This is a genomic window from Roseomonas sp. SRI_022 (assembly GCF_057586215.1).
Genome location: NZ_JBYCZL010000029.1, coordinates 46,646 through 62,191, shown reverse-complemented (window position 1 = coordinate 62,191; position 15,546 = coordinate 46,646). Strand labels below are relative to the sequence as shown.

Below are 15,546 nucleotides of genomic sequence, written 5' to 3'. Positions count from 1 at the left end.
GTTGCCGAGGAGGCCCGCCCCCGCCGCGAGCGGAGCGAGCGCCCCGAGCGTGGTGACCGCGCCGAACGCGGTGAACGTGCCGAGCGCAGCGCGCGGATCGAGCGCGAGACGGCCGAAGCCGCCCGCGGCGAACGCGAGCCCCGCCGTGAGCGCGACCGGGACCGCGAGCCGCGTGGTGAGCGTCGCTACCGCCAGGAGGATCTCGGCCCGGCGGTGAAGGGCTTCGGCGATGCCGTGCCGGCCTTCATGCTGATCCCGCTGCCGCGTCCGCGGGCCGAAAAGCCCGTCGAGGCCCCGATCGCCGACAGCGCACCCGAGACCGAAGCCGCCTGACACCTGGCCGGGTGCTGTTGGCACCCGGCCGTCACCATTGCCCGAGCGCCGGACGGATTCCATCCTGCCGGCCGATTGCCGGAGGACTCGCCATGAACGTCGTCACCAAGCCCGCCCGCGCGCAGTTCGTCTGGGACGACCCGCTGCTGCTCGATGAAGCACTGACCGAGGACGAGCGCCTGATCCGCGACAGTGCGCGCGACTTCTGCCAGGAAAAGCTGCTGCCCCGCGTCCAGGAAGCCTTCCGCAAGGAACACTTCCATCGCGAGATCATGAATGAATTCGGCGAGATGGGCTTCCTCGGCGCGACGCTCGACAGCCATGGCTGCGCGGGCGTCGGCTACGTCGCCTACGGGCTGATGGCGCGCGAGGTGGAGCGCGTCGATTCCGGCTATCGCTCGGCGTTCTCCGTGCAGTCCTCGCTGGTGATGTTCCCGATCCACGCCTTCGGGTCGGAGGCGCAGAAGGACAAGTACCTGCCGAAGCTGCGCACCGGCGAGTGGGTCGGCTGCTTCGGCCTGACCGAGCCCGACGCGGGGTCCGACCCCAATTCCATGCGCACGCGGGCGAAGAAGGTCGATGGCGGCTACCTGCTGTCGGGCTCCAAGACCTGGATCACCAATTCCCCGATCGCCGATGTCGCGGTGGTCTGGGCGAAGGATGATGAAGGCGTGCTGCGCGGCTTCGTGCTCGAACGCGGCATGAAGGGCCTGTCCTTCCCCAAGATCGAGGGCAAGTTCTCGCTGCGTGCGTCGGTCACCGGCATGATCATGATGGATGAGGTCTTCGTGCCGGAGGAGAACCGCCTGCCGGGGGTGAAGTCCCTTGCCGGTCCGTTCCAGTGCCTCAACCGCGCGCGCTACGGCATCGCCTGGGGCGCGCTTGGCGCCGCCGAGGATTGCTGGCACCGCGCGCGTGACTACACGATGAACCGCAAGATGTTCGGCAAGCCGCTGGCGGCGACGCAGCTCATCCAGAAGAAGCTCGCGGACATGCAGACCGAGATCACGCTCGGCCTGCACGCCGTGCTGCGCGTCGGCCGGCTGTTCGACGAGCACAAGGCGGCGCCGGAGATGATCTCCCTGGTGAAGCGCAACAATTGCGGCAAGGCGCTCGACATCGCGCGCGTCGCGCGTGACATGCATGGCGGCAACGGGATCGTGGACGAGTACCACGTGATCCGCCACGTCATGAACCTCGAGACGGTCAACACCTACGAGGGGACGCACGACGTGCATGCGCTGATCCTCGGCCGTGCGCAGACCGGGCTGAACGCCTTCGGCGGCTGAAAAGGCCCGGCGCGGGTGGGCGACGGTGTCATGCTGACGGGGCACGATCTCCTGACGATCGAGCGGACCCTGCAGCTGGCCATCGCGCCCGCCTTCCTGCTCGGCGGCGTCTTCGCCCTGCTGACGCTGCTGACCAACCGCCTTCAGCGCCTCAGCGAGGTCCGCGACGAGATGAAGCGCGAGGGCAACGCGCCGCCGATCGAACGGCGGCGCCTCGCCCGTCGGGCTCGGCTGCTCTACCGCGCCATCACCTGCAACATCGTCACCGGGGTGTTGCTGTGCGTGCTCGTGATCGCTGGCTTCCTCGAACCGCTGGCCGGCGTGACCGCCGGGCTGCACGTGGCCGGCCTCCTGGTCGGCGCCATGCTAATGCTGACCGCGGGGCTCTCCTTCTTCCTGGTCGAGGTGCTGGTCAGCTCCAGCAGCCTGTCCCTCTACTCGGACGAGTGACGCGGTCTGCGCCGCGTCACCGCTGTCCACTTCCGCCATCGAGGCCCGCGACATCATGCGTCTGACGATCAATGCCATGGGCGCGGGCGGCGATGGCATCGCCCGCACCCCGGATGGCCCCGTCTTCATTCCACGCACCCTGCCCGGCGACGTCGTTGACGTGCGTTTGTCGGGCCGGCGCGGCGACGGCCATGCAGCGGTGGTCGAGGCGATCGTCACCCCGTCCCCCGACCGGGTGGCGCCGCCCTGCACCCATTTCACCGAAGGTTGCGGCGGCTGCGCCGTGCAGCACTGGTCCCCGGCCGCGCAGGCGGGCTGGAAGCGCGACCGCCTGCGCGATGCGCTGTCGCGCGCCGGCTATCGCGACGCGGCCGTGGCCGAGACGGTAAGCACCCGGCCCGGCCACCGTAGGCGCGCGGATTTCGCGGTGCGACGCGGCGCGGGCGGCGTCGTGCTTGGCTTCCACATGGCCGGCAGTGCGCAGATCCTGGATCTCGCCGGCTGCGCGGTGCTGGACCCGCGCATCACGGCACTGATCGCCCCGTTGCGGGAGATGCTGCGCCGCCTGGCCGCGCTGCGGCGCGATGGTTCGGTGGTCGTGAACCTGCTGGATACCGGACCGGATCTGGTGCTGCGCACCGATGGCCCCCTCTCCCCGGCCGAGCGCGTCGCCCTCGCCGGCTTCGCGCAGCAGGCCGGCATCCCTCGCATCGCCTGGGCGCTGAAGGATGGCACACCCGAGATCGCGGCGCAGACCGGGCCAGTGGCGATTGCACTGTCCGGAGCCGAGCTCGCCCCCGCTCCGGGCGCCTTCCTTCAGGCCAGTCCCGAAGGTGAGGCGGCGATCATCGCCGCCGTGCTGGGCGCCCTGCCGGCGAAGCTGGCCGGGCGCGGGCGCATCGCTGACCTGCATGCGGGGCTCGGCACCCTGTCCATCCCGCTCGCCGCACGCGGGCGCGTGACGGCGTTCGAGAGCGACGCGGCCGCCGTCACCGCGCTCGCCACCGCCGCGGGCCGCGCGGGCGTGCCGGTCACCGCGACGCGCCGCGACCTGGTGCGCCAGCCGCTGACCGCCGCCGAGCTCAGCCCCTTCGCCGCCGTGGTGCTGGACCCGCCCTTCGGTGGCGCGGCGGAACAGGTGCCCTTGCTGGCCCGCAGCACCGTGCCGGCGGTGGTCTATGTGTCGTGCAACCCCGCGGCGCTGTCGCGCGACGCGCGGGCCTTCGCCCAGGCGGGCTGGGCGCTGGCCGCGGCGACGCCGATCGACCAGTTCGTCCATTCTGCGCAGTTGGAGGCGGTGGTGGCCTTCACCCGCGCGCCTCAGCGCGGTTCGATGCGCGACAGGTAGAGCGTGGTCACGCGGCGGCGCTCGAGCAGGTCCTCGACCGTGCAGGGCTTCGCCAGGGAATCGCCGTCGATGAAGCGCAGCGGGAAACGGGCCGCCAGCGCCTGCAACATCGCCGGCGCCTCGGCACAGCGATTGGCGTCGAAGTCGAGCAGGACGCGCAGGCCGGGACTGCGGTCGATCAGCCCGTCCATTCCCGCGACGACGCGGTCGGCCTGGGCGGCCACGCCGATGCGCAGGAAATCCACGCTGCCCGGTTCGATCTCCTGCAACGCCTTGGCCGGCGTCGTGCAGTGGGCACGGCCGGCTTCCATGGTGAAGACGCCGGCGAAGGCGCTGTCCGACGGCCCCACCAGCAGGGCCGGCACGCTGATCGAGGCATGCGCCGCCTCGGCCGCCGCCAGCCGCTCGGTCGAGATGATGCCGCCGAGGCCGTTCACCTGCACGTTGCGCCGCAGCAGCCAATGCAGCCAGGGATTGGCCTCGAGCGCCACGACGCGGCCCTCGCTGCCGACCAGGTCGGCGAGGACGAGGCTCCAGTAGCCGTAGATCGCGCCGACGTCGTAGGCGGTCTCCCCGCGCGCGACGTTGCGGCAGACGAATTCCGTCACCCAGTACTGCCAATACCCGTCGAGCAGCAGATGCGGCGCGATGCCGGCATCCGTCGCGTCGGTGAACATCTTGAAGCGGCCGAGCGCGCGGCACAGCACGCTGCCATCGGGCAGCGAGACGGTCTGGGTGCGGTCGCGGATCAGCGCCTCGATCTCGCGCCGATTGCCGGTGCGGAGCAGCTCCTCCAGGGTCGCGAGGTCGCGACGGCCGACCTCGGCACGCACGGCTTCGAGGGTCGCGCGCAGCACGGCGAGCTCGCCGCGCATGCGGAACAGTTCCTCATGCGTTCCATGGATGGCCCGGCGGCCCTGCCGCGGAGCCGTGGCGAAAAGCCAGGACAGGAAGCGTGGCACGACGCCCACGCGGGGCGCCTCGACCGGTTGCATCGTAACGGGCGGGTTATCCTTCGGCACCGGCAATCCTTGGACCATATGATTTGCGTGGTCTGCCCTGTCTCAAAATCCCACCACCCGGGGCGCATGGCAACCCATCCGATGACAAGGCGGGACTTGATTGCCGTCTGCGAAGCCCCATGCTGTCCTCCGGCTCACAGCAGGATGACAGCACATGATCATGAATCGCCGTCACGCCTTTGTCGCAGCCGGTGGATTGATCGCGGGGCCTGTGGTCCTCCGCAATGCCGCCGCCCAAGCCCCCGCCGCGCCTGCCGCCCCGGCCCAGGCGCCCGGCTTCTATCGGTTCCGCGTCGGCGGCGCCGTCGTCACGACCGTCCATGACGGGTTCGGCGCCCGGCCGCTGGAAGGCTTCGTGCGCAATGCGCCGCTGCCCGAGGTCCAGGCGGCGGCTTCGGCCGCCTTCCTGCCAACGGACCGCCAGGTCATTTTCTTCACCATCACCTTCGTGCAGCGCGGGGACACGCTCGCCGTCTTCGACACCGGCAATGGCGTCACCCCAGCCGGCGCCACGGCAGGAAGGATGATCGCCAACATGGCCGCGGCGGGCATCGACCCGGCCCGCGTGACCCATGTGATCCACAGCCATTTCCATGGCGACCATGTGAACGGGCTGCTGAATGCCGAAGGTGGGCGCGCCTTCCCCAACGCGCAGGTGCTGGTGCCGGCCTCCGAATGGGCCTGGTGGACTGAAGCGGGCAACGAGACCCGCAGCCCGGAGAACCAGCGGGCGAACTTCGCCAATGTGGCCCGGCGCTTCGCGCCCTATCAGGGCCGGGTGACGCCGTTCCAGGCCGGGGCGGAAGTCATCCCCGGCGTCACCGCCATCGCGGCGCCGGGCCACACGCCGGGCCACACCATCTTCCGCATCGCCGATGGCGACGCGCAGATGATCTTCCTCGCCGACATAACCAATCACCCCGGGATCATGATGCCCAATCCGGAGTGGCAGATCGTCTTCGACTTCGACGGCGATGCGGCGGCAGCGACGCGGCGCCGCGTGCTCGACATGGTGGCGACAGACCGCATCCGCGTCACCGGCTATCACTTCCCCTTCCCGGCCAATGGCTATGTCGCCAAGGCCGGCAACGGCTTCCGCTTCGTCCTGGCCGACTGGTCCAGCGCGGTCTGAACGCAGTACCGGCCGGGCCCGCGCAGCCTGGCCGGTCGATCTGCCGAACCCGGCCCTTGGTGCGCCCCGCCGCCCCAATGCACGACGCGCGCTCCGGATTGGAGGCGGCCAGGACCCTTGACGCTGCTACTTTCACTTACTTAATGACTATCCGGTCAGTCATTAGATGGGTCCGATGCAATCCCCCCCGCGCAGGCGACGCAAGGATGCGCGTCCCGCCGAACTCCTCGACGCCGCCCTCGACACATTCCGCGCCAAGGGCTTCGCAGCCACACGGATGGAGGACATCGCCGCCCGCGCCGGCGTCTCCAAGGGCACGATCTACCTCTACTACCCGTCCAAGGAGCTGGTCTTCGAAGCGCTGGTCCGCACCAACCTGATCCCGCGCATCGAAGGCATGCAGGCCGTCATGGCCGCCAACGCTGGCTCGGCAACCGAGCGGCTGCGCCTGCTCGCCGCCGCCGCCGTGCAGATCGCCTCCGATGACAGGCTGGCGGCGCTGCCCAAGCTGGTGCTCGCCGAGGCCGGCAACTTCCCCGACCTCGCGCGCTTCTATCGGCAGGAGGTGATCAGCCGTGGCCTCGCGCTCGTTTCGGGCATCCTCGAAGGCGGCATGGCAGCGGGCGAGTTCCGTCGCCTCGACCCGGATGTGACCGCGCGCCTCTTCATGGCGCCGATGATCTTCGCCGCGCTCTGGCGGACGACCTTCGCGCCCATCGAGACCGACACACTGCCGCCCGAGACGCTGCTGACCCAGCATCTGGAGATGTTCCTGCGTGCGATCGCGCCGGAGAAGGTGTCATGAGAAGGCTCGCCATCCTGGTCCTGGCCCTCGTCCTTGCCGCCGGCTGCGACGACCCGCCGGCCCGGGATGCCTTCCAGGGCTATGTCGATGCTGACTACCTGCGCATCGCCGCGCCGGAAGGCGGCTGGGTCATCGCCGTGGATGTCGCCAGGGGCGCACAGGTCGCGGCCGGCGCGCCACTCTTCACCCTTGAGGACGATCTCCAGCGCGCTGCCGTCGCCCAGGCGCGCGCGACACTTGCGCAGGCCGAGAGCGACCTCGCAGACCTGCTCAAGGGCGCCAGGCCGGAGGAGATCGCCTCGATCGAGGCGCGGCTCATCGAGGCCGAGGCGACGCTTGACCTCGCGCGCATCCAGCTCCGTCGGCAGGAGCAACTCATCCGCAGCCGTGTCGCCTCGGAACAGGCGTTCGACCAGGCGCGCGCGGCTGCGCGCCAAGCCGAGGCGCAGCACGACCGCATCCGCGCCGACCTGGCCACCGCCCGCCTGCCCGCACGCGAGGACCGCGTCACCGCCGCCCAGGCCGCCGTCGAGGCCGCCCGCGCCGCGCTGGTGCAGGCCGAATGGCATCTCTCCCAGCGCCGCGTCGCAAGCCCGGCTGCGGGCATCATCGACGACGTGCTGCGCCGGCCCGGCGAATGGGTGCCGGCCAGCGGCACGGTCATCAGCCTGCTGCCCCCGGCCCGGATCAAGGTCGTCTTCTTCGTACCCGAGGCGCGCCGCGCCGAGTTCCGCCCGGACGACACGGTGGCGCTCTCCTGCACCGGCTGCCCGCAGGGCCTGACCGCGCGCATCAGTCGCGTGGCGCAGGAGGCCGAATACACGCCGCCGGTCATCTACAGCCGGGAGACCAGCGCGAAGCTGGTCTGGCGCATGGAGGCCGTCGTCGCCGAGGTGCCCGGCGCCCCCACCCCGGGCCAACCCGTCACCGTGAGGGCACGGCCATGACGGCGCCCGCCATCTCGGTGCGCGGCCTGACGAAGCGCTTCGGCGACCGGGTCGTGGTGGATGACTTCGACCTCGACGTCGCGCGCGGGCAGATCCACGGCTTCCTTGGCCCCAATGGCAGCGGCAAGACGACGACCATCCGTATGCTCTGCGGCCTGCTGGTGCCCGATGGCGGGACCGGCACCTGCCTCGGCCGCGACATCCTGACCGATTCCTGGGAGATCAAGCGCCGCGTCGGCTACATGACGCAGCGCTTCAGCCTCTACGAAGACCTGACGATCCGCGAGAATCTCGACTTCGTCGCGCGCCTCTACGGCCTGGCGCGGCGGCGCGCGGCGGTGGACGCGGCGTTGGAGCGCCTCGGCCTCGCCTCACGCAGCGGGCAGCTCGCGGGCACGCTCTCGGGCGGGTGGAAGCAGCGCCTCGCACTCGCCGCCTGCGTGCTGCACGAACCCAAGCTGCTGCTGCTCGACGAACCGACCGCCGGCGTCGATCCCAAGGCCCGCCGCGAATTCTGGGACGAGATCCACGCCCTCGCGGAAGGCGGCATGACCGTACTGGTCAGCACCCACTACATGGATGAGGCGGAACGCTGCCATCGCATCGCCTACCTCGCCTACGGCAAGCTGCTCGCGGTCGGCTCGGTCGAGGAAGTGGTACGGCATTCGGGCCTCACGACCTGGCATGTCAGCGGTCCCGAACGACGGATCGGCGCGCTGGCGCGGGACCTCGCCGGGCAGCGCGGGGTCGAGATGGTCGCGCCCTTCGGCGCCACCCTGCATGTCAGCGGCGCGGACGCCGCGGCGCTGGCTACCGCGATCGGGCCCTTTCGCGCCGAGCCTGACCTCAGCTGGACCCGCTCGGAACCTTCCCTCGAGGATGCCTTCATCCACCTGATGACGATGGCACCGGACACCGCCGGGGCACCCCGGCGATGAGGAACGGCCCACACTTTGCCTGGCACCGCCTGGTCGCGATGGTGGTGAAGGAATTCATCCAGATGCGGCGCGACCGCATGACCTTCGCGATGATGGTCGGCATCCCGCTGCTGCAGCTTCTGCTGTTCGGCTACGCCATCAACTCCGACCCACGCAACCTGCCGACCGCCGTGCTCAGCCTCGACAATTCCACCTTCAGCCGGGCCATCGTCTCGGGGCTTCAGACGAGCACCTATTTCCGCGTGACGACCGTCGCGGAGGATGCGGCGGAACTGGACCGCATGCTGGCGCGCGGCGCGGTGCAGTTCGCGGTCGAGATCCCGGCCGACTTCGGGCGCAACCTGATGCGCGGCGATCGCCCTGCCCTGCTGCTCATGGCTGATGCGACGGACCCGGCGGCGACCGGCAACGGCCTCGGGGCACTCGACCGCATCGTCGATGCCGCCCTGGCGCCGCTGCTTGAAGGTCCGCTCGAATCCCTGCGCCAGGGCGCCGCGCCGGTCGATCTGCGCGTGCAGCGTCGCTACAACCCGGAAGGGCTCAGCCAGTACAACATCGTGCCCGGCCTGATGGGCACCATCCTGACCATGACCATGATCATCATGACCGCGCTCGCCGTGACGCGGGAACGCGAGCGCGGGACGATGGAGAACCTGCTCGCCATGCCCGTGCGCCCGACCGAGGTGATGATCGGCAAGCTCGCGCCCTTCATCGTGATCGGGGCGGTGCAGGTGCTGGTCATCCTGGGCGCGGCGACGACCCTGTTCAGCGTGCCCATGGTGGGCCAGCCCGGCGTGCTGGTCGCAGGGCTGCTCATCTTCATCGTCGCGAACCTGGCGGTGGGCTTCCTGTTCTCGACCGTGGCGCGGAACCAGCTGCAGGCGATGCAGATGAGCTTCTTCTTCTTCCTGCCCTCCATCCTGATGTCCGGCTTCATGTTCCCCTTCCGCGGGATGCCGGCCTGGGCGCAGGTGATCGGGGAAGCCGTGCCGCTGACCCATTTCCTGCGCGTGGTGCGCGGCGTGATGCTGAAGGGCAATGCGCTTGCCGACACCTGGGCAGATATCTGGCCGATGCTGGCCTTCCTGGGCATCGTCTCGGTCCTGGCGCTGGCCCGCTACCGGCAGACTCTGGACTGATGCGGTCGCCGCCATCCATCGCGCGGCGCGCAACCCCTTCGACGTCGCTTCCGTAGAGGCTACGGCGGCGACACGGGCGCCAAGCCGGATTGCCATCGCGGGCCGGGCTTCAGACCCACCCCCGCGACGTCATGCCGTCAGACGTGGAAGCTCTCGCCGCAGCCGCAGCGGCCCTTTTCGTTCGGATTGGTGAAGGTGAAGCCCGAGGTCATCGCCTTCACCTCGTAATCCATCACCGTGCCGATGAGGAACAATGTCGCCTTGCGGTCGATCAGCACCGTCACCCCCTTGTCGGTGATGACTTCGTCGGACGGCGCGGCCTCATCGGTCCAGGACAGGTCGTAGGAGAGGCCGGAACAACCCTTCGTCTTGACGGCGATGCGCAGCAGCTTGCCGTGCTCACCCTTCGCATAGAGCGCGCGAAGCCGCTCCGCGGCGCCATCGGTCAGCGTCATCAGCGGCGGCAGGGCGCGCCTGGCGCGCGGGGCGTCGATGGTGGTACTCATCCTTGGCCTCAAAACATGTTGAGTGCGAGGCGGGCGTCTTCGCTCATGCGCGACTGATCCCAGGGCGGATCCCACACGACCTCGACCTGCACATCGGTCACGCCCTCGACGGCGCGGACGGCTTCCTCGACCTGGCTCGGCAGTTCCTGCGCGGAAGGACAGGCCGGTGTGGTCAGCGTCATCTCGACCTTCACGCGGCCGTCGTCCTCGATCTCGATCGCGTAGACCAGGCCAAGCTGGTAGATGTCGACCGGGATCTCCGGGTCATAGACGGTGGAGATGGCGCCGATCACGGCGTCCTCGCTGACCTTGGGCGCAGGCGGCCTCACCTCCCCGTCCGGCGTCCAGGCGGCGCGGGTCTCGGGGGGATTGATGGTGGCGTCCTCACTCACTGCTCGCCTCCTTGGTCCCGTCGAGCGCGGCGTTCAGCGTGTGCCAGGCCAGCGTCGCGCATTTCACACGGGACGGAAACTCGTGCACGCCCGACAGCGGTGCCAGGCGCTCCATCTCATCCACGAACTCGGCGCCGCAATCGGGGCAGGCGCCGGTCATCGCCAACTCGCGGAACTTGGCACCGAGATCCTTGGCCTGCGCGGCCGTCTTGCCCTTCACCGTCTCCGTCATCAGGGACGCAGAGGCGGTGGAGATGGCGCAGCCGCGGCCCTGGAAGGCGGCATCCGCGATGGTGCCGTCCGGCGCGCGCTTGATGAACAGTTCGATCCGGTCGCCGCACATCGGGTTGTCGCCGCGCGCGGTCGCCGTCGAATCCTCCAGCCGGCGGAAGTTCCGCGGCTTGCGACCGTGATCGAGGATCACCTCCTGGTACAGGTCGCGCAGATCGTCGAACAGGCCGCTCATTTGAAGAACTCCCGCGCCTCGGTCAGCGCCTGGGCGAGGAGGTCGATCTCGTCCTTCGTCGTGTAGAGCCCGAAGGAAGCGCGCGTCGTGCCGTTCTCCAATCCGAAGCGGGCATGCAGCGGTTCGGCGCAGTGGCGGCCAGCGCGCACGGCAATGCCGGCGCGGTCGAGCAGCGTCGCGAGGTCGTGCGGATGCGCCGCATCCAGCGTGAAGGCGAAGACGCCCCCGCGATCCTGCGCATGGCCCAGCAGCGTCACGCCGGGCACGCCTGCGAGGCGGGTCGTCGCGTGATCGACCAGCGTGCGTTCATGCGCCTCGATCGCCGGCATGCCGATGGCGGTGACGTAGTCAATGGCGGCATGCAGGCCGACCGCCTCGATGATCGCGGGCGTGCCGGCCTCGAACTTCGCGGGCACCGGCGCCCATTCCGACTTCTCGAAGGTGACGGAGGAGATCATGTCGCCGCCGCCGAGCATCGGCGGCATGCGGTCGAGATGCTCCAGCTTCGCCCACAGCACGCCGATGCCGGTCGGTCCATACAGCTTGTGGCCGGTGAAGCAGTAGAAGTCGCAACCGATCGCCTGGACATCGACGCGCCGATGCACCGCGGCCTGGGACCCGTCCAGCAGCACCTTCGCACCATGGGCATGCGCCATGGCGACGATGCGTTCGACCGGCGTGACCGTGCCGAGCACATTCGACATATGCGCAATCGCGACGAGGCCGACCTTGCCATCGGCGAGCTTCGCCTCGAGGTCGTCCATGTCAAGCTCGCCGCCATCGGTCACGCGGCAGACGCGCAGCTCGTTGCCCTTGTCGTCGCGCAGCATCTGCCACGGGACAATGTTGGCGTGGTGCTCCAGCTCCGAGATCAGCACCGCCTGGCCCGGCTTCATCACGCCACGGCCCCAGGCATGGGCGACGAGGTTCATCGCCTCGGTGCTGTTGCGGGTGAAGACGATCTCGCGCGTATCGGCGGCATTGAGGAAGCGCGCGGTCGCCTCGCGCGCCGCCTCGTAGGAATTGGTCGCCAGCTCGGACAGCCGATAAGCGCCACGATGGACATTGGCGTAGGCCGTTTCCATGCAGCGGACCATGGCGTCGATCACGGCGCGCGGCTTCTGGGCCGAAGCACCGGAATCGAGGAAGACCAGCGGCCGCCCGCGCGCCTGCGGCTGCGACAGGATAGGGAAATCCTGCCGGATGCGCGCGACGTCGAAAGTCGGGGGCGCCAGCGTATCCATCACGCAGCCGCCCCCTGGCGTTCCCACCAGGCATCGAGCGCGCGGGTCAGCGCCCCGCGCAGCGTCTCGTCGGACACTGTCTCCACCACCTCATGCAGGAAGGCTTCGACCAGCATGGCCTTCGCCTCGCTTTCCGGGATGCCACGGGTGCGCAGATAGAACAGGCTGTCAGCGTCGAGCGCGCCGACCGTCGCACCATGGCTGCACTTCACGTCGTCGGCGTAGATCTCAAGCTGCGGCTTGCTGTCGATCTCGGCTTCCTCCGACAGCAGCAGCGCCTGGTTCATCTGGTAGCCGTCGGTCTTCTGTGCTTCCCGCCGCACCAGGATCTTGCCCTGGAAGACACCACGGGCGCGGCCGGTCAGCACCGTCTTGTAGGTCTGGCGGCTGGCGCAATCGGGTGCTGCGTGATCAAGCGCCGTGGTGGTGTCCACATGCTGCCCGTCGGAGGCCATCTGCGCCCCGTTCATGTGGCAGGCGGCCTTCGGGCCGGTCAGCGCCGCATGGATCTCGTTGCGCGTCAGGCGCGGGCCGGCGGCGACGGTGAAGTTGTCGTAGGTGCCAGCCGCCGCGATGGTCGCGTAGATGGTGGACAGGTGGAAGACGGTCGCTTCCTCCTGCAGCAGGCGGCCATGGGTCAGCGTCGCACCCTCGGCGACCTCGATCTCGAAGACCGGGTTGTGCAGGCACTGGCCGCGGCCGGTCGCCGTTTCGATCAGCGTCAGCCGCGCGCCAGCGCCGAGGCGGAACAGGTGCCGCGGATGGAAGGCGAAAGGCCGGCCGGGATCGACCGCGATCGAGACCAGTTCCAGCAGCCCGCCATCGACGCCGTCCGGCACGTCGAGGAACAGCCCGTCCTCGAACAGCATGGTGTTCAGCGCGGCGAGCGGCTCGTTCTCCGGCTTGGCGAGGGAGCCGAGATAGGGTTCCGCCTCCGCCAGGTCACGCGCCAAGCCGCCGGCACGGAAGGGCAGGCCGCCCAGCGAGGACAGGTCGGCGCGGAACCGGCCATCGACGAAGACAGCGCGATGCGGCGCATTGGCCACCGGCAAAGCGAGTGCGCCTTCCACCATGGTCAGCGGCTCGGCGAAATGCGCCTGCGCGATGGGGGCGAGGTCGGTGTACTTCCACTGCTCGACACGGCGCGTAGGGAAGCCGCGCGCGGCGAAATGCACCGCGGCATCGGCGCGCAACGTGTTCAGCCACGGCTTGCGGGCACCGGGCAGGTGGTCCTTCAGCCCTTCGTAGCGGGCGAGGAAACCGGCCGCACCCGCGGGCACGGCGGCGGTCATGCCGCGGCCTGGACGGCGCCGTAGCCCTGCGCCTCCAGCTCCTGCGCCAGCTCCGGGCCGCCCGACTTCACGATGCGGCCACCCATCAGCACATGGACGCGGTCCGGCACGATGTAGTCGAGCAGACGCTGGTAATGCGTGATGACGAGCGCGGAGAAGCCTGGCCCGCGCATCGCGTTCACGCCATCGGCGACGATCTTCAGCGCATCGATGTCGAGGCCGGAATCTGTCTCGTCCAGGATCGCCATGGATGGCTGCAACAGCGCCATCTGCAAGATCTCGTTGCGCTTCTTCTCGCCGCCGGAGAAGCCGACATTGACGCCGCGCTTCAGCATGTCCTCGGGCATCGACAGCGCCTTCATCCGCTCGCGCGCCAGCTTGAGGAACTGCATGGCATCGAGCTCGCTCTCCCCCTTCGCGCGGCGCAGCGCATTCAGCGCGGTACGCAGGAAGGTGGCATTGCCCACGCCGGGCAGTTCCACCGGGTACTGGAAGGCGAGGAACAGGCCGGACGCCGCGCGTTCCTCGGGTTCCATCGCCAGGATATCGATGCCGTTCAGCGTTGCGGTCCCGCCCGTCACCTCATAGCCCTCGCGCCCGGACAGCACATAGGACAGCGTGGACTTGCCCGATCCGTTCGGGCCCATGATGGCGTGCACCTGGCCGGTCGGCACTTCGAGGTCGATCCCCTTCAGGATCTCCTTGCCGTCGATTTCGGCCGTCAGTCCTTCGATACGCAACATATCAACCAACGCTCCCTTCGAGCGAAATCTGCAACAGCTTCTGCGCTTCCACCGCGAATTCCATCGGCAGTTCCTTGAGCACCTCGCGGCAGAAGCCGTTCACGATCAGGCCCACCGCTTCTTCCTGCGTCAGCCCGCGCTGGCGGCAGTAGAACAGCTGGTCCTCGGCGATGCGGCTGGTGGTCGCCTCATGCTCCACCTTGGCGGAGACGCAGCGGTTCTCGATGTAGGGGACCGTATGCGCACCACACAGATCGCCGATCAGCAGGCTGTCGCATTGCGTGAAGTTGCGCGCGCCGGCGGCCTTGGCGCCGATGCGCACCAGGCCGCGATAGGTGTTCTGCCCATGCCCGGCGCTGATGCCCTTCGACACGATGGTCGACTTGGTGCGCGGGCCGATGTGGAACATCTTCGTGCCGGTATCGGCCTGCTGGTAGTTGTTGGTGATGGCGACCGAATAGAACTCGCCCACGCTGTCCTCGCCCTGGAGGATGCAGGAGGGGTACTTCCAGGTGATCGCCGACCCCGTCTCCACCTGCGTCCAGGAGATCTTGGACCGCGCACCACGGCAGGCGCCGCGCTTGGTGACGAAGTTGTAGATGCCGCCCTTGCCCTCGGCGTCGCCGGGGTACCAGTTCTGCACGGTGGAATACTTGATCGTCGCGTCTTCCATCGCGACCAGTTCGACCACCGCGGCATGGAGCTGGTTTTCGTCCCGCATCGGGGCCGTGCAGCCCTCCAGATACGAGACGTAGGACCCCGCATCAGCGATGATCAGCGTGCGCTCGAACTGTCCGGTGGATTTCGCATTGATGCGGAAATAGGTGGACAGCTCCATCGGGCAGCGCACGCCCTTCGGGATGTAGACGAAGGACCCGTCGGTGAAGACGGCGCTGTTCAGCGCGGCGAAGAAATTGTCGCCCTGCGGCACCACCGTGCCGAGGTACTTCCGCACAAGCTCAGGGTGCTCCTGCACCGCCTCGCTGATCGAGCAGAAGATGATGCCTTCCTTGCCGAGACGCTCCTTGTAGGAGGTCGCGACGGACACGCTGTCGAACACCGCATCGACGGCGATCGGCATGCGCCCTTCGGCCGGGACGGTGCCCGCACCCTCGACGCCAGCCAGGACCTCCTGCTCGCGCAGCGGGATGCCGAGCTTGGCATAGGTCTTCAGTAGCTCGGGATCGACCTCGTCCAGCGACTTCGGCGCGACCTTGGTCTTCGGCGCGGCGTAGTAATGCGCGTCCTGATAGTCGATCGGCGGGTACTTCACCGCCGCCCAGCGCGGTTCCTCCATGGCCTTCCAGGCCGCGAAGGCGCGCAGGCGCCATTCCAGCAGCCATTCCGGCTCATTCTTCTTCGCGCTGATGAAGCGGACGATATCCTCGTTCAGCCCCTTGGGGGCGAACTCCATCTCGATATCCGTCTCGAAGCCCCACTTGTAGGTGGACTCGGTGACGGACTGGACGGTCTCGATCGTCTCGGTGACGGCAGGCATTC

16 protein-coding genes and 1 pseudogene are annotated in these 15,546 nt (G+C 68.9%); 9 read left to right on the top strand and 8 right to left on the bottom strand.

Annotated features, from left to right (window positions below):
- The 4 genes and pseudogenes from AC2YHJ_RS23055 to AC2YHJ_RS23040 form a co-directional block, all read left to right on the top strand.
- A pseudogene (locus AC2YHJ_RS23055) lies at positions 1 to 333 on the top strand (DEAD/DEAH box helicase); the annotation flags it as partial.
- 92 nt (positions 334 to 425) lie between these two features.
- Entirely contained in the window at positions 426 to 1,622 is a 1,197-nt protein-coding gene (locus tag AC2YHJ_RS23050) for an acyl-CoA dehydrogenase (RefSeq protein ID WP_487398527.1), read from the top strand.
- Between the two features lie 15 nt (positions 1,623 to 1,637).
- Positions 1,638 to 2,072 carry a DUF2721 domain-containing protein gene (locus AC2YHJ_RS23045; protein ID WP_487398526.1) on the top strand — a complete coding sequence of 145 codons (435 nt, stop codon included), beginning with the start codon at positions 1,638 to 1,640 and terminating at the stop codon, positions 2,070 to 2,072.
- Positions 2,073 to 2,127: 55 nt separating this feature from the next.
- Positions 2,128 to 3,420, top strand: a complete 1,293-nt coding sequence (locus AC2YHJ_RS23040; RefSeq protein WP_487398525.1) for a class I SAM-dependent RNA methyltransferase — start codon at positions 2,128 to 2,130, stop codon at positions 3,418 to 3,420.
- On the opposite strand, the gene AC2YHJ_RS23035 is transcribed toward AC2YHJ_RS23040, so the two are convergent.
- Positions 3,393 to 4,442, bottom strand: a complete 1,050-nt coding sequence (locus AC2YHJ_RS23035; RefSeq protein ID WP_487398524.1) for an FkbM family methyltransferase — start codon at positions 4,440 to 4,442, stop codon at positions 3,393 to 3,395. The genes AC2YHJ_RS23040 and AC2YHJ_RS23035 overlap by 28 nt on opposite strands.
- A 154-nt stretch (positions 4,443 to 4,596) precedes the next feature.
- Here AC2YHJ_RS23035 and AC2YHJ_RS23030 point away from each other — a divergent pair, with 154 nt between their 5' ends.
- From AC2YHJ_RS23030 to AC2YHJ_RS23010, 5 genes are all read left to right on the top strand, one after another.
- Positions 4,597 to 5,574: an MBL fold metallo-hydrolase gene (locus tag AC2YHJ_RS23030; protein WP_487398523.1), complete on the top strand. Its 978-nt coding sequence runs from the start codon at positions 4,597 to 4,599 to the stop codon at positions 5,572 to 5,574.
- A 175-nt stretch (positions 5,575 to 5,749) separates the two neighbouring features.
- Positions 5,750 to 6,379: a TetR/AcrR family transcriptional regulator gene (locus AC2YHJ_RS23025; protein ID WP_487398522.1), complete on the top strand. Its 630-nt coding sequence runs from the start codon at positions 5,750 to 5,752 to the stop codon at positions 6,377 to 6,379.
- Positions 6,376 to 7,326, top strand: a complete 951-nt coding sequence (locus AC2YHJ_RS23020) for an HlyD family secretion protein (RefSeq protein ID WP_487398521.1) — start codon at positions 6,376 to 6,378, stop codon at positions 7,324 to 7,326. Before AC2YHJ_RS23025 ends, AC2YHJ_RS23020 begins: the two co-directional genes overlap by 4 nt.
- Positions 7,323 to 8,264 (top strand): ABC transporter ATP-binding protein, encoded by a 942-nt coding sequence (locus AC2YHJ_RS23015; RefSeq protein WP_487398520.1) that lies wholly within the window; start codon positions 7,323 to 7,325, stop codon positions 8,262 to 8,264. The genes AC2YHJ_RS23020 and AC2YHJ_RS23015 overlap by 4 nt, the downstream gene beginning before the upstream one ends.
- Positions 8,261 to 9,403 carry an ABC transporter permease gene (locus AC2YHJ_RS23010; protein ID WP_487398519.1) on the top strand — a complete coding sequence of 381 codons (1,143 nt, stop codon included), beginning with the start codon at positions 8,261 to 8,263 and terminating at the stop codon, positions 9,401 to 9,403. Before AC2YHJ_RS23015 ends, AC2YHJ_RS23010 begins: the two co-directional genes overlap by 4 nt.
- A 137-nt stretch (positions 9,404 to 9,540) precedes the next feature.
- Here AC2YHJ_RS23010 and AC2YHJ_RS23005 read toward each other — a convergent pair whose 3' ends face one another.
- Genes AC2YHJ_RS23005 through sufB form a run of 7 tightly spaced genes read right to left on the bottom strand, consistent with a single transcriptional unit; the run spans position 9,541 to position 15,544 of the window.
- Entirely contained in the window at positions 9,541 to 9,909 is a 369-nt protein-coding gene (locus AC2YHJ_RS23005; RefSeq protein WP_487398518.1) for a HesB/IscA family protein, read from the bottom strand.
- A gap of 8 nt (positions 9,910 to 9,917) precedes the next feature.
- Positions 9,918 to 10,301, bottom strand: coding sequence for an SUF system Fe-S cluster assembly protein (locus tag AC2YHJ_RS23000; RefSeq protein WP_487398517.1), 384 nt, complete (start codon positions 10,299 to 10,301; stop codon positions 9,918 to 9,920).
- The gene (gene sufU, locus AC2YHJ_RS22995; RefSeq protein ID WP_487398516.1) at positions 10,294 to 10,767 is read right to left on the bottom strand and encodes a Fe-S cluster assembly sulfur transfer protein SufU; all 474 of its coding nucleotides are present in this window, start codon (positions 10,765 to 10,767) and stop codon (positions 10,294 to 10,296) included. The genes AC2YHJ_RS23000 and sufU overlap by 8 nt, the downstream gene beginning before the upstream one ends.
- The gene (locus tag AC2YHJ_RS22990) at positions 10,764 to 12,011 is read right to left on the bottom strand and encodes an aminotransferase class V-fold PLP-dependent enzyme (protein WP_487398529.1); all 1,248 of its coding nucleotides are present in this window, start codon (positions 12,009 to 12,011) and stop codon (positions 10,764 to 10,766) included. The genes sufU and AC2YHJ_RS22990 overlap by 4 nt, the downstream gene beginning before the upstream one ends.
- Positions 12,011 to 13,303 (bottom strand): Fe-S cluster assembly protein SufD, encoded by a 1,293-nt coding sequence (sufD, locus tag AC2YHJ_RS22985; RefSeq protein ID WP_487398515.1) that lies wholly within the window; start codon positions 13,301 to 13,303, stop codon positions 12,011 to 12,013. Before sufD ends, AC2YHJ_RS22990 begins: the two co-directional genes overlap by 1 nt.
- Positions 13,300 to 14,046, bottom strand: a complete 747-nt coding sequence (sufC, locus tag AC2YHJ_RS22980) for a Fe-S cluster assembly ATPase SufC (protein ID WP_487398514.1) — start codon at positions 14,044 to 14,046, stop codon at positions 13,300 to 13,302. The genes sufD and sufC overlap by 4 nt, the downstream gene beginning before the upstream one ends.
- Before the next feature lies 1 nt (position 14,047).
- On the bottom strand, positions 14,048 to 15,544 hold the full coding sequence (gene sufB, locus AC2YHJ_RS22975) for a Fe-S cluster assembly protein SufB (protein ID WP_487398513.1): 1,497 nt from the start codon (positions 15,542 to 15,544) through the stop codon (positions 14,048 to 14,050).
- Positions 15,545 to 15,546: the final 2 nt, after the last annotated feature.

What these genes read in the sequence shown, in the direction of transcription:
- AC2YHJ_RS23050 (WP_487398527.1), top strand. Translation starts at nt 426, where the DNA reads ATGAACGTCGTCACCAAGCCCGCCCGCGCGCAGTTCGTCTGGGACGAC.
- AC2YHJ_RS23040 (WP_487398525.1), top strand. Translation starts at nt 2,128, where the DNA reads ATGCGTCTGACGATCAATGCCATGGGCGCGGGCGGCGATGGCATCGCC.
- AC2YHJ_RS23030 (WP_487398523.1), top strand. Translation starts at nt 4,597, where the DNA reads ATGATCATGAATCGCCGTCACGCCTTTGTCGCAGCCGGTGGATTGATC.
- AC2YHJ_RS23025 (WP_487398522.1), top strand. Translation starts at nt 5,750, where the DNA reads ATGCAATCCCCCCCGCGCAGGCGACGCAAGGATGCGCGTCCCGCCGAA.
- AC2YHJ_RS23020 (WP_487398521.1), top strand. Translation starts at nt 6,376, where the DNA reads ATGAGAAGGCTCGCCATCCTGGTCCTGGCCCTCGTCCTTGCCGCCGGC.
- AC2YHJ_RS23015 (WP_487398520.1), top strand. Translation starts at nt 7,323, where the DNA reads ATGACGGCGCCCGCCATCTCGGTGCGCGGCCTGACGAAGCGCTTCGGC.
- AC2YHJ_RS23010 (WP_487398519.1), top strand. Translation starts at nt 8,261, where the DNA reads ATGAGGAACGGCCCACACTTTGCCTGGCACCGCCTGGTCGCGATGGTG.
- AC2YHJ_RS23005 (WP_487398518.1), bottom strand. Translation starts at nt 9,909, where the DNA reads ATGAGTACCACCATCGACGCCCCGCGCGCCAGGCGCGCCCTGCCGCCG.
- sufU (WP_487398516.1), bottom strand. Translation starts at nt 10,767, where the DNA reads ATGAGCGGCCTGTTCGACGATCTGCGCGACCTGTACCAGGAGGTGATC.
- AC2YHJ_RS22990 (WP_487398529.1), bottom strand. Translation starts at nt 12,011, where the DNA reads ATGGATACGCTGGCGCCCCCGACTTTCGACGTCGCGCGCATCCGGCAG.
- sufD (WP_487398515.1), bottom strand. Translation starts at nt 13,303, where the DNA reads ATGACCGCCGCCGTGCCCGCGGGTGCGGCCGGTTTCCTCGCCCGCTAC.
- sufC (WP_487398514.1), bottom strand. Translation starts at nt 14,046, where the DNA reads ATGTTGCGTATCGAAGGACTGACGGCCGAAATCGACGGCAAGGAGATC.
- sufB (WP_487398513.1), bottom strand. Translation starts at nt 15,544, where the DNA reads ATGCCTGCCGTCACCGAGACGATCGAGACCGTCCAGTCCGTCACCGAG.